This window comes from Fictibacillus sp. FJAT-27399, assembly GCF_001510655.1.
GTDB lineage: Bacteria > Bacillota > Bacilli > Bacillales > Fictibacillaceae > Fictibacillus_C > Fictibacillus_C marinisediminis.
Window position 1 is genome coordinate 653635 of the sequence record NZ_LMVC01000002.1, and the last position, 14737, is coordinate 668371.

General features: G+C 45.3%; 15 protein-coding genes. 13 read left to right on the top strand and 2 right to left on the bottom strand.

The annotated features are described in order from the left end of the window. Positions 1-68: 68 nt before the first annotated feature. From nadB to yajC, 12 genes are all read left to right on the top strand, one after another. Complete coding sequence (gene nadB, locus AR335_RS08325; protein ID WP_062234176.1) at positions 69-1640, top strand: L-aspartate oxidase; 1572 nt, start codon at positions 69-71, stop codon at positions 1638-1640. Continuing rightward, positions 1594-2478, top strand: a complete 885-nt coding sequence (gene nadC / locus AR335_RS08330) for a carboxylating nicotinate-nucleotide diphosphorylase (protein WP_062234178.1) — start codon at positions 1594-1596, stop codon at positions 2476-2478. Before nadB ends, nadC begins: the two co-directional genes overlap by 47 nt. After that, on the top strand, positions 2435-3538 hold the full coding sequence (gene nadA, locus AR335_RS08335) for a quinolinate synthase NadA (protein ID WP_062234181.1): 1104 nt from the start codon (positions 2435-2437) through the stop codon (positions 3536-3538). Before nadC ends, nadA begins: the two co-directional genes overlap by 44 nt. 140 nt (positions 3539-3678) lie before the next feature. Beyond that, a complete protein-coding gene (locus AR335_RS08340) occupies positions 3679-5364 on the top strand; it encodes a LysM peptidoglycan-binding domain-containing protein (protein WP_062234184.1) in 1686 nt (561 codons plus the stop codon). Beyond that, positions 5354-6343, top strand: coding sequence for a phosphotransferase (locus AR335_RS08345; protein WP_062234187.1), 990 nt, complete (start codon positions 5354-5356; stop codon positions 6341-6343). Before AR335_RS08340 ends, AR335_RS08345 begins: the two co-directional genes overlap by 11 nt. Positions 6344-6430: 87 nt before the next feature. Then, a complete protein-coding gene (locus AR335_RS08350) occupies positions 6431-7018 on the top strand; it encodes a YhcN/YlaJ family sporulation lipoprotein (protein WP_062234190.1) in 588 nt (195 codons plus the stop codon). A 142-nt stretch (positions 7019-7160) separates the two neighbouring features. Then, positions 7161-7754, top strand: coding sequence for a Holliday junction branch migration protein RuvA (ruvA, locus tag AR335_RS08355; RefSeq protein ID WP_062234193.1), 594 nt, complete (start codon positions 7161-7163; stop codon positions 7752-7754). 13 nt (positions 7755-7767) lie between these two features. Next, a complete protein-coding gene (gene ruvB, locus AR335_RS08360) occupies positions 7768-8766 on the top strand; it encodes a Holliday junction branch migration DNA helicase RuvB (RefSeq protein WP_062234196.1) in 999 nt (332 codons plus the stop codon). Then, positions 8766-8963, top strand: coding sequence for a DUF2905 domain-containing protein (locus AR335_RS08365; protein WP_062234199.1), 198 nt, complete (start codon positions 8766-8768; stop codon positions 8961-8963). The genes ruvB and AR335_RS08365 overlap by 1 nt, the downstream gene beginning before the upstream one ends. A 22-nt stretch (positions 8964-8985) precedes the next feature. Next, on the top strand, positions 8986-10047 hold the full coding sequence (queA, locus tag AR335_RS08370) for a tRNA preQ1(34) S-adenosylmethionine ribosyltransferase-isomerase QueA (RefSeq protein WP_062234202.1): 1062 nt from the start codon (positions 8986-8988) through the stop codon (positions 10045-10047). Further along, complete coding sequence (gene tgt / locus AR335_RS08375) at positions 10025-11167, top strand: tRNA guanosine(34) transglycosylase Tgt (RefSeq protein WP_053357719.1); 1143 nt, start codon at positions 10025-10027, stop codon at positions 11165-11167. Before queA ends, tgt begins: the two co-directional genes overlap by 23 nt. A 32-nt stretch (positions 11168-11199) precedes the next feature. Then, positions 11200-11463 (top strand): preprotein translocase subunit YajC, encoded by a 264-nt coding sequence (gene yajC / locus AR335_RS08380; protein WP_053357720.1) that lies wholly within the window; start codon positions 11200-11202, stop codon positions 11461-11463. Between the two features lie 49 nt (positions 11464-11512). Here the strand turns inward: yajC and AR335_RS08385 are convergent, their stop codons facing one another. After that, positions 11513-11875 carry a TIGR04086 family membrane protein gene (locus tag AR335_RS08385; protein ID WP_053358516.1) on the bottom strand — a complete coding sequence of 121 codons (363 nt, stop codon included), beginning with the start codon at positions 11873-11875 and terminating at the stop codon, positions 11513-11515. Between the two features lie 207 nt (positions 11876-12082). On the opposite strand from AR335_RS08385, the gene AR335_RS08390 reads away from it, so the two are divergent. Next, entirely contained in the window at positions 12083-12754 is a 672-nt protein-coding gene (locus tag AR335_RS08390) for a DUF421 domain-containing protein (RefSeq protein WP_053357721.1), read from the top strand. A gap of 312 nt (positions 12755-13066) precedes the next feature. Here the strand turns inward: AR335_RS08390 and spoVB are convergent, their stop codons facing one another. Continuing rightward, on the bottom strand, positions 13067-14620 hold the full coding sequence (gene spoVB, locus AR335_RS08395) for a stage V sporulation protein B (RefSeq protein ID WP_062234205.1): 1554 nt from the start codon (positions 14618-14620) through the stop codon (positions 13067-13069). Between the last annotated feature and the right edge of the window lie 117 nt (positions 14621-14737).

Sequence of the window (14737 nt, forward strand, 5' to 3'; positions counted from 1 at the left end):
CATAAGTGTAATTCTATGTAAATATAAGTGTCAAGACACCTGTAAAGAAAATGAACGGGGGTTTCGTCATGAACGTAGAGTCTACAGACGTTCTCATTATCGGCTCCGGCATTGCTGGATTAATGACAGCCGAATGTTTACGCTCGCATAAGAATGTGACAATCATCACAAAGTCTTCCTTCCAGAACAGCAATTCTTATCATGCCCAAGGAGGGATTGCAGCGGTCACTGAAAAAGAAGACCACTGGGCTGAACACTTTATAGATACCGTAAAAGCAGGAAGTTTTCACAATGAAGAAACTCTCACCGAGATTCTGGTCAAAGAAGGTCCGGACATGATCCGAACGATGGAGGATTGGAAGGTTCCCTTTGACCGCAACAAAGATGGCAGTCTCACGCTCGGCAGGGAAGGAGGACATCGGCGGGCACGGATCGTCCATGCTGGCGGTGATAGAACAGGTTCAAAAATAGTTGATGCCCTTTATCAAAGAATCTCACATCATATTACGGTCAAAGAATTTGAAATAGCTGGGGACCTTATCATTAAGCAAGGAAAATGCGTTGGTGCCTGGACAAAGAATGCGGACGGTAAGATTACTGTTTATTTCGCAGATTCTGTCATTCTTGCTTCCGGAGGCGCAGCTGGTCTTTATACCGTCAATTCCAACGACAAAAGCATTACAGGAGACAGCATCGCCCTTGCATTTCGAGCAGGTGCGGTACTCTCTGACCTGGAATTTATACAGTTTCATCCAACGATGCTATTTACGAATGGGGCATCTTTCGGTTTAGTATCGGAAGCGGTAAGAGGAGAAGGGGGCTCATTGGTTACTTCCGAAGGAACACCCTTGATGTCTGGTGTCCATGAGATGGGTGACTTGGCACCTCGAGATATCGTTTCGAGGACTATTTTTGAATTCATTCAAAAGGGATATGAAATTTTTCTTGATGTTTCAAAAGTGAAAAGCTTCACAAACCGGTTTCCTGCCATAACAGCAAATTGCCGAAACGCTGGAATTGTACTTAACGAAGGCAGAATTCCTGTTGCCCCGGGTGCTCATTTTACAATGGGAGGAGCGGTCACAAACCAATGGGGGGAAACGACAGTTCCTCATCTGTATGCTGTTGGGGAAGCTTCCCGAACCGGCGTGCATGGCGCCAACAGGCTTGCGAGCAACTCACTGCTTGAAGGTGTAGTCTTCGCCAAACGGACAGCTGCAAGGATTATGGCTTTGAAAGAGCATGAAGCCTCCCTGTACCCGGTTAAATGGGAATATACAGAACAACAGAAGAGAAGATGGCCGGAGAAACATGAGATTCAAAGACAAATGACACAGTATGCAGGGATTGTCCGGACAAGGGAAGGCCTGGGTGAAGCGATCCGCTGGTTTGAAAATTTCTCCATAGAAAAGCCGGATTATCACTGTAAACCCGATGAAATTGAAAGGATTAACATGCTGCAAACCGGCTGGCTGATCGTTACATCTGCTCGCTTGCGGACAGAGAGCAGGGGCGGCCATTACAGAAGTGATTTTCCGTCCAACGATGATAACTGCTGGCTGAAAAAACAAGTATACAGAAAGAAGGAACAAAATGAACAAGCTGAAGCTAAAAAAGCAGCTGCAGGAATTTTTTCTTGAAGATCTTGGAGAAGGGGACATCACATGCGGATTGCTGTTTCCGGAGGATGAGGAGACAGAAGCGCGCTTTATCGCTAAAAAATCCGGTGTATTTTCGGGAATGGATGTGATTTCCGAAGGGTACCGGCTGCTAAGCGAAAATTGTACAGTTGTTCCTAATGTGAAAGACGGCGATGTTATTAAACCTGGACAGATTCTTGCGGAGGTGAAAGGTCCTGCATCTGCTATTTTTGGCGGAGAACGAGTCATTCTGAATCTCGTGCAGAGGATGTCAGGGATAGCGACGCTAACGAATGAAGCAGTAACCGTTCTAAACAGTGAAACAACGAAAATTTGCGACACGCGTAAAACCACACCAGGGCTCAGGATGTTCGAGAAATACGCTGTCCGCTGCGGCGGAGGGTATAACCACCGTTTCGGCCTTTATGACGGGGTGATGGTCAAAGACAATCATATCGCCCGGGCTGGCGGTATAACTGAAGCCGTAAATACTGTGAAGTCCAGTCTGGGACACATGGTGAAAGTGGAAGTAGAAACAGAGAATCTTGAACAGGTGAAAGAAGCTGTAAGCGCAGGTGCTGATGTGATTATGTTCGATAACCGCACACCAGAAGAGATTGGAGCATGGAAACATCATGTTCCTGGTCATATCATTACGGAAGCTTCCGGAGGCATATCCCTTGATGAACTTCGTCATTATGGGAAAACAGGAGTGAATTTTATTTCGCTTGGATTGCTCACTCACTCAGCGGTATCACTCGACATCAGTTTAAACATTACAGGGGGGTTAAAAGATGAGCTTACTGGAAGCCTTCAAGCTGAAATCCGGAATTCCTGAAACCTATTTCACGATGACGGAAGAAGATATGATCGAACGGGTCAGAGCAGTTAAGAAGAAACTCGGAGACCGTTTGTATATTCCAGGACATCACTATCAAAAAGATGAAGTGATTCAATTTGCTGATACGTCGGGAGATTCGCTCCAGCTCGCCCAGCAGTCGGCCAATAACCATGATGCGGAATTCATCGTATTTTGCGGTGTGCACTTCATGGCGGAAACAGCAGATATGCTGACGGAATCTCATCAAAAAGTGATCCTTCCGGATATGAGAGCCGGATGTTCCATGGCGGACATGGCGGATATCCATCAGACAGAGAAAGCCTGGGACCGATTACAGTCCTTGTTCGGTGATACGCTCCTGCCGCTCACGTATGTCAATTCTACGGCAGCCATCAAAGCATTCTGCGGTAAGAATGGCGGAGCAACCGTAACCTCATCAAATGCAGAGCGAATGCTGGAATGGGCGTTTGCACAAAAAGAAAGAATCCTTTTTCTTCCCGATCAGCACTTGGGCCGGAACACTGCCTATACGCTGGGCGTTCCATTAGAGCAAATGGCTGTATGGGATCCAATTGCTAATAAATTAGAATATGACGGAGAACTGGATGCAGTTAAAGTGATTCTCTGGAAAGGACACTGTTCGGTCCATGAAAAATTCACAGTTGATAATATCCGATCCTTGCGTGTGAACGATCCAAAGATGAAGATCATCGTCCATCCAGAGTGCAGCCATGAAGTCGTTCAGCAATCGGATATGGCGGGCTCCACTCATTATATTATTCAGACGATACAAAACGCTGAGCCAAACAGCGCTTGGGCGATTGGGACAGAGATGAATCTCGTCAACCGCCTGAAAAAAAATCATCCGGATAAACGGATAATTTCTTTAAATCCCAATATGTGCCCCTGTCTGACGATGAACCGCATTGATCTTCCTCATCTGACATATGCGCTTGAAAAAATCGCACAGGAAGATCCTCAAAACATCATAACAGTGGACAGCGAAACAACTGAATACGCAGTAAAAGCCCTTGAGAGAATGTTAGCAAGAGCGTAGATAACTCCTTCCTGTCAAAGTCATACAGCTGATTTTCAGGGCATAAATTGGTAAAAGACCGACTACTGAAATAGGTAGTAGCACAATGCCCAGATTCTCATATACTGTATAGAAATTTGGCAGGAGGGAGTTTTGTTTACGTGAGAATTCATATCGTTCAAAAAGGTGATACTCTCGAAAAAATCGCCGATAAGTATAATGTAACTTCAGAAGACTTAAGAAGAGTGAATTTCGGTTTATTTTCAGGCGCTCTTGAAAGAGGATCAAAAGTAAAGATTCCTTCTGAACAAGTGCCGATCGGACGCGGAGAGAAAGCAAAGATGCCGTTTAAGATGCCAGGTTCTAAAAAAGAGCAGCCGAAGAAAAAAGAAATGCCCAAAAAAGAAATGCCAGCAGCTCCAGTTCAGGAAATTCCGGTTCCAGCCCCGCCGCCACCGCCGCCAAAACCTGCACCTATTCCAGCTCCGCCTAAAGCAGCACCGATTATCCCAAAAGCAGCACCAATAATCGCAAAAGCAGCACCGATAATCGCAAAAGCAGCACCGATAATCCTAAAAGCTGAACCTAAAATGGCGCCAAAGGCCGAGCATAAAATGCCGATGAAAGCAGAACCCATCATGCCGTTAAAGCCGGCACCGGCAAAAAAGGATATGCCATTTAATCCATTGCTTCCGAAAAAAGATTACAAAGAATCGTCCATGAAATCACCAAAACCGCTTGCCCCTATGTCTCATAAAGATTTTGCGGCGTTTATGGAATCATCCTCATCTTCACATATGAAATGGGGACATCACCACGAGCCGATTCACTATAAAGAACCTCAAATGAACTATGTGCCGCCTGCCTATCTTTCCCCGGGGCTCGTCCATGGAAAAGACCAGTTTGGAATGGGGAAACAGCATAAACATCCATTCTTGGGTGAAGAGTCATCTTCTGTAATGAACCAGATGTATTCAGGTGTTCCGCCGATGTTTGAACAGCCTCAGGGGTACACTGCTCCAGTATATGGAGGTGCAGGGGCAGGAATGCCGCCATTCAGTGCCATGCCTTATCAAGGCCAGGGACAGCAGGCAGGATCTTATCCTCAAGGTCCCCCAGGCGGTTTACAAATGGGTATGGGGGCGCCAGGTTCAGGCCAGATGGGATACAGCAGCATGCCTCAGACTGGAATGCAACAGCAGCCTAATATGGCATCCCAGCACGGAATGATGCTATCGCAGGATCAGCAGCAAAATCCATATGCTACGTTTATGCCGATGCAAGGTCAGCCGATGGGCCAAGGAATGCAAGGTCAGCCATACGGCGGCCAGCAGATGGGCCAGGGAATGCAAGGTCAGCCATATGGCAGCCAGCCGATGAGCCAGGGAATGCAGGGTCAGCCATATGGCGGCCAGCCGATGAGCCAGGGAATGCAAGGTCAGCCATATGGCAGCCAGCCGATGAGCCAGGGAATGCAAGGTCAGCCATATGGCGGCCAGCCGATGAGCCAGGGAATGCAAGGTCAGCCATATGGCAGCCAGCCGATGAGCCAGGGAATACAGGGTCAGCCATATGGCGGCCAGCAGATGGGCCAGGGAATGCAAGGTCAGCCATATGGCGGCCAGCAGATGGGCCAAGGAATGCAAGGTCAGCAAATGTATGGTGAATATCCGCCAGGCCAAGTTTCTCAAGGTTATGGTGATATGTCCGGAGGGCAAGGATCTTACGGCGTTAATCCCCCAGCGCAGCAAGGACAAATGGGTCAGATGCAAGGAATGCCAAATCCATACTCACAGGCGCAATACCGTGATGGCTCGTTAGACAGCCAAGATCAAGATGAAGAGTAATTCATACGGAGACGGTTTCAAAAGAAAGCGTCTCTTCTTAAATAGCCTTACTGAGAAAGGGCTGGATATTAAAAACCATTATTTTGTGAAACACAATGTTTGTATTATTGAAACCAAAGCAGGAACTTATGTGCTTAAAGGGTTCTCCAGAAAGGAAGAATGTCAGGAGCAATTGAAGCTGTCCCGGTGGTATTCTCAGCAATCAAGTCCGATGATGGGAATATATACGGCTTTTCCGACCGGAAAGAAAATACATTACTATGAGAACATGTATTGGGGCATCATGCCTTTTTATAAAGGTGATGAACTTGATCTGAATGACGAAAAGGACATAAGAGACGGAATCCATGCGATTCGAAAGTTCCACCGCCAGAGTATCTTTCAGTCTGACTCCTATCTCTCGCTTCTATCGAGCTATTCACTTATCGAAAAGTGGACCAAACGATTTAATGCTTTTAAAAGAAACAGCAAAAAACATCATATTTCTCATGAGATGAGTGAAGCTTTTCAGGAAATGATTGCGTGGGGGAAATGGTCATTGAGCCATTTGAACCGAAGAGAACTGGAAAAAATGGAACAGAACGCAAGACAAAAGGGTGAAGTATGCCACGGAGATGTTGCTCCTCATAATTTTATGCGCTTAAGCGGAGACACCGTTATCTTAATCGATTACGACCTGTTTTCCGTCGTTCCGCATGATTATGACATTCTTCAATATGTAAACCGGATCTTGCCATATTGGGATTGGTCCCCATCCATATTGCGAAAATGCCAAGACCCTGAGCTGGAATCGCTTCTTCGTAAAAAATGGTTTTTAATCGCCCTTGTTTTTCCGACGGATCTTTACAGAGAATGGAATCGTGCATTCGAAGCGGGTAAAGATCAGATCAAAGAAATGACGACCTTTACAGAAGAAGATCTTCCGTTCCGGAGAAAGTTTATAAAAACAATACAGGAATTGGTCAAGAATCCCACGTAATATCCAGAAATTATATGTCTTACCGGTATGTGACAGAGTAAAAAGAACCTCCGAATGCCATTCTAGTGGTGAAAGGAGGTTTTTGCATTGAAGATTATACTAAGCGGTATAACGGTTCTTGCATTAACAGCAGGTCTGATGGGCTGTAACAACAACAAAGGTGCGCTCGACCGCAACGATAATGATGTAAGGCCGATCGGATATTATTCCAACGAGGGTGATAACCGCGGGGATTTGGACCGCAGTAAAGGCCCTGTTACTGACATGATGGATAATAACCGTACCGATCATAATGTAACGTATCATGAGGACTATGATGGTGCGCTTGCCGAGAAGATCAGGAACCGGGTTAACAGTATGAACAATGTAGACGATGCTCACGTTATTTTGAATGATAACAACGTCATTGTCGGAATAGATACCAGTGAAAACGATAAAAGCGCTGTCAATCAGAGAGTGTATAGAGAAGTGAAAAAGCTGGTTCCCAACCGGGATGTTCGCGTGACAACTGATGACTCGATCGTGAATCGAATCAAAAACGTAGATAATAATCTCCGTGACGGCAAAACAACCAATGAAGTCAGCTCTGACATCAAAGGAATTATGTCGGATATCGGAAAAGCAGGCACCAACTTAGGAGATGCAGTAAAACGTCCTTTCGAAAATAATCGATAGAGAACAGGATTTTTTCTGTTCTCTTTTTTTATTTCTTTGAACAGGAGCATTGCGATTTTTGTGTTAAACTCCCCGTTCGGGCTGACTCTGTGATACAATACTGACAGAAACGTATGGTCGCTTTTTTAAGGAGAGAACATGATTGATTGAACATATAAATGGAAAGATTGAACACGTGTCTGCTGAATATGCAGTTCTTGAAGCCAATGGGATTGGATACCAAATTTTTTGTCCGAATCCATTCATCTATCGTCCCGGTCAAGCTGAGACGATCTACACATATCATTATGTGAGGGAAGATTTGATTGCGCTGTATGGGTTTAAAACACGCAAAGAGCGAGATTTATTCTTAAAATTATTAAACGTATCAGGAATAGGCCCAAAAGGAGCCTTAGCCATCATGGCATTCGGACAGCCAGAACAAGTGATTCGGGCCATTGAAGCTGAGGATGAAGGGTTTCTTGTGAAATTTCCGGGAGTAGGGAAGAAGACGGCCCGCCAGATGATATTGGACCTTAAAGGAAAGCTTTCGATCTTCACTGAAGAGCCAATGGAAGGATTATTTGCCGGCCCGGCTTCCGACAGTTCAGAACAGCTTGATGAAGCGGTTGAAGCGTTAACGGCTTTAGGGTATGCCAAGAAAGAAATTAATAAAGTGCTGCCTTCCCTTAAAAAGGAAGATCTGACAACAGATCAGTACATAAGGAAAGCGCTGCAGAAGCTAGTGAACCATTAGGGGCGTGATCGCTTTGGACGACAGAATAGTATCGGGTGAAAGCTCAAGGGACGATTTTTTTGAATTGAGTTTGCGTCCGGAATATTTGCAACAATACATAGGCCAAGAAAAAGTAAAAGAAAATCTAAATATCTTTATTCAGGCGGCTAAGCTTAGAAATGAAGCCCTTGACCATGTTTTGCTATACGGGCCGCCAGGTCTTGGGAAAACGACGCTCGCATCTATCATTGCGAAAGAAATGAACGTCAATTTCAGAACAACAAGCGGTCCCGCAATTGAGCGGCCGGGTGATCTGGCAGCTATCCTCACAGCACTTGAACCTGGGGATGTGCTGTTTATTGATGAAATTCACAGGCTATCAAGAGCGATCGAGGAAGTGCTCTATTCCGCGATGGAAGACTTCTGTCTGGATATTGTAATCGGAAAGGGCGAAACAGCTCGATCTGTCCGGCTGGATCTGCCTCCATTTACGTTAGTAGGGGCGACTACCCGTGCCGGGTCTCTGTCTTCACCGCTCCGTGACCGATTTGGTGTGCTGGCACGTCTGGAATACTACAATAATGAAGATTTAACCGAAATTGTTACACGGACCAGTGAAGTATTTGGCATGAAGATTGACAAGCCTTCTGCCCAAGAGATAGCCCGCCGTTCAAGAGGGACGCCGAGAATCGCCAATCGTCTCTTCAAAAGAGTACGGGACTTTGCTCAGGTTGATGGGACGGATACGGTGAGTATCAGCCTCGCAGACAGGGCGCTGGAAATGCTTCAAGTTGACCGTTTAGGATTGGATCATATTGACCATAAATTATTACAAGGGATCATCCATAAATATAAAGGCGGCCCGGTAGGTCTTGAAACCATTTCAGCTACGATCGGTGAGGAATCCCATACGATTGAAGATGTTTATGAACCCTACCTGCTGCAGATTGGCTTTATACAGCGCACCCCTAGGGGGAGAGTGGTGACTGCCCTTGCTTATGAGCATTTTAATATGGAGGTGCCGAATCCTTAATGGGAATACCCCGGCTGTTAATACTGATGGGAGTCATCTTGATCATTATCGGTGGTTTATGGACGTTCGTCGGCAAGATTCCCGGCGACATCGTTTTTAAAAAAGAGAACACTACATTTTATTTTCCCATTGTCACATCGATTATTATCAGTGTCATTTTGTCATTGATATTTTATGTGATCGGGCGATTTAAATAGGTGAGAGAAACAGGAGAAGAAAATGGACATCAATATGTTTGATTTTGATCTGCCGGAAGAGCTGATTGCTCAGACACCGCTGAAAGACCGTACTGCTTCAAGGCTGATGGTGCTTGACCCGGTATCCGGACAGATTCAACACAATACGTTTAAAAATGTGATTGATTATCTAAATCCAGGTGATTGCTTAATCCTGAATGATACAAGAGTTCTGCCGGCAAGGCTTCTTGGTGAGAAAGTAGACACTAAGGCTAAGATTGAGATTTTGCTGTTGAAGGAAACAGGCAGCGATACTTGGGAAACCCTCGTGAAACCGGCAAAAAGAGTAAAGCCAGGCACCGTCGTTTCTTTTGGAAACGGTTTGCTTAAAGCTGTTTGTCTGGAGGAAACTGATCAGGGCGGGCGTACCTTTAAATTTGAATATGAGGGTATTTTTTATGAAATTCTGGACGCTCTTGGCGAGATGCCATTGCCTCCTTATATAAAAGAGCAGCTGGAAGAGCGGGAGCGGTATCAGACTGTGTTTGCCAAACACCAAGGCTCGGCAGCTGCACCAACAGCAGGTCTGCACTTTACTGAAACACTGCTTGAAGAGATTAAGAAAAAGGGTATACATGTTGCTTTTATTACTCTTCATGTAGGGCTGGGAACATTCCGCCCTGTTTCTGTTGAAAATATTCAAGAGCACGACATGCATGCCGAGTACTACCAGTTGACGAAAGGCACGGCTGCACTTCTAAATGAAGTCAGAAACAATGGAGGACGGGTTATCTCGGTTGGAACGACCTCTACCCGCACCTTAGAGACAGTCGCTGGAAAACACGGAGAATTCCGAGAAGATTCCGGATGGACGGATATCTTTATTTATCCAGGATATCGCTTTAAGGCGATTGACGGAATGATTACTAATTTCCATTTGCCTAAGTCTACACTGATTATGCTGATCAGCGCGCTTGCGGGCCGCGAGAATGTCCTGAAAGCCTATAATGAAGCTGTGCGTCAACGGTACCGCTTCTTTAGCTTTGGAGATGCCATGCTGATTTTAGAAGGGGAGTACAAACATGACAGCAGCCGTCCGGTATGAATTAATCAAAACTTGTAAGCAGTCAGGAGCTAGGCTCGGAAAAGTCCACACGCCCCATGGCGTATTTGAGACTCCGGTATTCATGCCGGTAGGAACACTCGCTACCGTTAAAACAATGAGCCCTGAGGAGTTAAAAGACCTTGGCGCCAATATTATTTTGAGCAACACGTATCATCTCTGGCTTCGTCCGGGACATGAGATCATCCGTGAAGCTGGCGGCCTTCATAAATTCATGAACTGGGACCGTTCCATCTTAACGGATTCCGGCGGTTTTCAGGTATTCAGCTTAAGTGATTTGAGAAAGATCACAGAAGAAGGCGTGCATTTCAGGAACCATCTGAACGGAGAAAAGCTGTTCCTGAGTCCTGAAGGAGCCATGGAGATTCAGAATGCCTTAGGCTCGGACATCATGATGGCATTCGATGAATGCCCGCCGTATCCAGCTGAGTATGAATACATGAAATCCTCTGTAGAAAGGACGAGCCGCTGGGCTGAAAGGTGTCTGGCTTCCCATGAACGTCCGAATGACCAGGGGCTTTTCGGAATCGTTCAGGGTGGTGAATACGAAGATCTACGCCGTCAAAGCGCAGAGGACCTTGTTTCTCTTGATTTTCCGGGTTACGCGGTCGGCGGGCTTTCTGTCGGTGAACCTAAGGATGTTATGAACCGAGTGCTAGAGTTTACGACGCCGTACCTGCCTGACAACAAACCAAGGTATTTAATGGGTGTCGGATCGCCTGACTCGCTGATTGATGGAGCGATCCGCGGTATTGATATGTTTGACTGCGTACTGCCTACACGTATTGCAAGAAACGGAACGCTTATGACAAGTGAAGGCCGCCTCGTCGTCCGGAATGCGAAATATGCACGTGATTTCAGGCCTCTTGATGAAAATTGTGATTGCTATACGTGCCGAAACTATTCACGTGCTTATATCCGCCATCTGGTGAAGAGCAACGAAACATTTGGTTTCCGCCTCACAAGTTACCATAACCTTTATTTTTTGGTAAACTTAATGGAACAGGTGAAGCAGGCCATCCGCGAAGACAGGCTGCTTGATTTCCGTGAGGAATTTTTTGAACAATACGGCTTTAATAAACCTGACGCCAAAAACTTTTAACTGGCTTTAACTAATAGAAAGGGGTGAAAATAATGGGTTCTTTAGGTTCTCTTTTACCAATTTTACTGATGTTTGTCATTTTTTACTTTTTGCTGATCAGACCTCAGCAGAAGAGACAAAAGTCTGTTAAAACCATGCAGAGCGGCTTGAAAAAAGGTGATTACGTCGTAACGATCGGCGGTCTTCACGGCACGATTGAAGTGCTGGAAGAAAACACGGTGGTTATCAAATCGAAGGACGGTTCAGCGCTTACGTTTGACCGTAACGCGATCCGTGAATCAAGAGAAGTACAATAAAAATAAAAAATGGCAGAAGCCCCGTTGCTTCCTGCCATTTTTTATTGAGCTATTTATGGCTGCTGAAATTGACGCCCATGATGGCTCCCAGCATACAAAGGAGTAAAAAGATTCCGTGATACATGTACTGCATGGATGTAAATGTGGTTTGGTATCCTAAATATTGCACTAAAAACACGAGCAAGGAGAAAAGCAGGGCTGTACCGGAACCAAGCATAATGCCTTTTTCTTTTCCCTTTTTACCTGAAAGAAATCCTCCAATAAAGAGAGAAAGAAAGGAAAGACCAGTCGTCACCCATTTTAAAGATGATTCTGTCAGAGAAGTGAACCGCAATAGAAGAGAAAGAATAAGACTGCTTATGATAATGGCAACTAAAATTGTGGCAACACCTTTTATCATTGAAGAAAACATATGTCGAACAGCCACTTGGATTCGTCCTCCTTTACATACAAGCCTTCCTTATATCCATATTCACCGTCCCGAAAAATAGACGAACATTTTTTGTCCTTCTCCCCTGGAAAATGCCCATTATTTAATTCAATTACCAAAACATTCGCCTCATGTTCATTCATCACGATGGTCAAACTAATTATGATGAAAATGAAAGGAGGGAAAGCAATGGAATATTATACAATTATTTTGAGGACCATCTTTGTTTATTTTATTTTGATTGGCGTATTTCGGCTGATGGGAAAACGGGAAATTGGAAAATTATCTGTACTGGACTTTGTTGTTTCCATTATGATCGCCGAACTGGCGGTCATCTCGATTGAAGATCCGAAAGTACCGATGCTTAAGCATCTGGTTGGAATTTTTGTACTGTTTCTCATTCAAATTTTCCTTGCGTTCCTTTCATTAAAAAGCAAAAAGGTTCGAGAGATCGTTGACGGCAAGCCTTCCATTATCATTGAGAACGGACAAATTAATGAATCTGAAATGAAAAAACAGCGCTATAATTTTGATGACCTGCTGACTCAATTAAGGGAGAACAACATAAAGAATGTGGCGGATGTAGAATTTGGAATTCTGGAATCAACAGGGAAACTTTCCGTCATTACAAGAGAAGTTGAGTGTGACAGGAAAACAAATTCAGCAGTAAGCCCGCTCCCTCTGGTGTTCCCGGTGATATTGGATGGGAAAATTCAGGAAGACCATCTAAAAAAACTGGATAAAACCTCTTTATGGCTACGCCAGGAACTGCGCAAGATGGGAATCAGAGATACAAAAAATATCTCTATCTGTACGATAAATAATAATGACTCGCTGTATGTAGACAAAAAAGATGATTAAGGGGCTGTCCAAGAAGTCTGTAAGCTGTTGATTTCCGTTCCAGGCTGCTCGCTTTCCGCGGGGCGTGCGGTGAGCCTTACCGGCGTGAACGCCTACTTTTTGGTGCTAGNCACCGACGGGAGTCTCACCTGTCACGCTAGTCCCGCAGGACAAGGAAGGCTCCGGCAGCTTTTTATCGCACGAAGAAAATGTGAAGTTCATTTTCGAGGAGTCTCGCATCTTCCACTTCAATTCACTTTTCATTGAAGATTTTTCAAGCCAAAAAGGGGCTGCCTGAAGGTCAATTTTCGACTTTCTAGCCAGCCCCTTGTTTTATGCGATCCATCTTTTAATAAGCGGAAGGTGAGCGAGGTCTTCTCTCTTCACCAAGCGGAAAAACAACAGAGCAAGAAGATAAACGATACTAGTTAAGACGAGGCAGAGGCACATTCCTGCCACCCTTGAGAACTGAGGGAAGATATACGTATAGATGAGCTGTGAAACAAATCCGGTGATCATGATGGAAAAGAAACCGTAGATGAAATCCTTGGCTTTGATCGTATAGCTGATCGCTTTGGCCACACTTGCAAAATGAAGGAGAGTGACTACGACGATGCCTAGAACGATGGCCATAGCCACGCCCATGATGCCGAATTCAGGCCTTGTAGCAAGAGCAAAGACAGCAGCAAGTTTGACGGCTGATCCGATCAGGCTGTTCATCATAGCCGCTCTGGCAAGATTCATGGCCTGTAACACTGCCTGAAGAGGCCCCTGAAAATATAAAAAGAAAAACAGCGGTGTCATGACCTTTAAATAAGAAGCAGAAGCAGGAGAGTTATACATAAGGTCCATGATTGGAACGGCATACACGTAGGTAATTACCGCGGCGATGCCTCCAGACAGCATGGAAAGCCGCAAAGACTGATTCAGCCGGTGTTCAATCAAGGAATACTTTTTATTGGCGTTTGCTTCACTGATGGCAGGGACGAGTGAAACAGATAACGAATAGGTAATAAATGTAGGCAAGTAAAGCAAGGGAATGACATAACCTGCCAGTTCCCCGTACTGTCTTGTTGCGGCAATGGTGCTCACCCCGGCAATCGCCAGACTCCGAACAACCACAATCGGTTCAAAAAAGTAAGAAACAGAACCAATCAGCTGGCTTCCGGTGGTCGGAAGAGCGATTCCGAGCAGTTCGTTTAATGTGGAGCGACCGCCTTTTAGCTGTCCGAAAAATCCTTTTCGGACCTTCATGTTTTTTTTTAACTTAAACATGGAGAACATATATAAAAGGGAAGCGAGCTCTCCGATGATAACTGAGATCATCGCTCCGGCCGCTGCATACTCGACACCATAAGGAAGAAAGAGTCCGGTAAGAAGTGCTACAAGAGTAATCCGCACAATCTGCTCAATGACCTGGGAATAGGCGGAAGGACGCATATTCTGAAGTCCTTGAAAGTATCCTCTCAGCACAGAAGATGCAGCGATGACGGGCACTACCGGTGCAATTGCGATTAAAGGGTAAAAGGTTCTTTTGTCTGTAAAGAAATAATGAGACAATATAGGAGCAGCCGCGATCATGGCAGTTGTAAAAATGATGCTGAGCACACCAGTTACGGCCAGGGAGACGATCAGTATCTTTTTGATCTTTTGGCGGTCGCCTTTCGCATCGGCCTCGGCCACTAGTTTAGAGATGGCGATGGGAAGCCCCATTCGTGTCAAGGTGATGGCTAATAGCATCGTCGGCACAGCCATCATATAAAGGCCGACGCCTTCCTGTCCCATCACCCGGGCGACAACGATGCGATTGATAAACCCAAGGATCCGTGTGATCAATCCGGCGAGAATGAGCAGCAGTGTTCCCTGGATAAGGGTTTGTTTTGACATATCGGGCCCTACTTTCTTATCAGAAATGAGTTTGCCATCGGTTTTCCGTGTAACATCGGTTTTCCGTGTAACCCATTTATATGGAGAAAATGGACAAAGCATGACAAGTTGTTTTTT

What these genes read in the sequence shown, in the direction of transcription:
- spoVB (WP_062234205.1), bottom strand. Translation starts at nt 14,620, where the DNA reads ATGTCAAAACAAACCCTTATCCAGGGAACACTGCTGCTCATTCTCGCC.
- AR335_RS08365 (WP_062234199.1), top strand. Translation starts at nt 8,766, where the DNA reads ATGGGAATACCCCGGCTGTTAATACTGATGGGAGTCATCTTGATCATT.
- yajC (WP_053357720.1), top strand. Translation starts at nt 11,200, where the DNA reads ATGGGTTCTTTAGGTTCTCTTTTACCAATTTTACTGATGTTTGTCATT.
- nadC (WP_062234178.1), top strand. Translation starts at nt 1,594, where the DNA reads ATGAACAAGCTGAAGCTAAAAAAGCAGCTGCAGGAATTTTTTCTTGAA.
- tgt (WP_053357719.1), top strand. Translation starts at nt 10,025, where the DNA reads ATGACAGCAGCCGTCCGGTATGAATTAATCAAAACTTGTAAGCAGTCA.
- nadB (WP_062234176.1), top strand. Translation starts at nt 69, where the DNA reads ATGAACGTAGAGTCTACAGACGTTCTCATTATCGGCTCCGGCATTGCT.
- AR335_RS08390 (WP_053357721.1), top strand. Translation starts at nt 12,083, where the DNA reads ATGGAATATTATACAATTATTTTGAGGACCATCTTTGTTTATTTTATT.
- queA (WP_062234202.1), top strand. Translation starts at nt 8,986, where the DNA reads ATGGACATCAATATGTTTGATTTTGATCTGCCGGAAGAGCTGATTGCT.
- nadA (WP_062234181.1), top strand. Translation starts at nt 2,435, where the DNA reads ATGAGCTTACTGGAAGCCTTCAAGCTGAAATCCGGAATTCCTGAAACC.
- AR335_RS08345 (WP_062234187.1), top strand. Translation starts at nt 5,354, where the DNA reads ATGAAGAGTAATTCATACGGAGACGGTTTCAAAAGAAAGCGTCTCTTC.
- AR335_RS08385 (WP_053358516.1), bottom strand. Translation starts at nt 11,875, where the DNA reads ATGTTTTCTTCAATGATAAAAGGTGTTGCCACAATTTTAGTTGCCATT.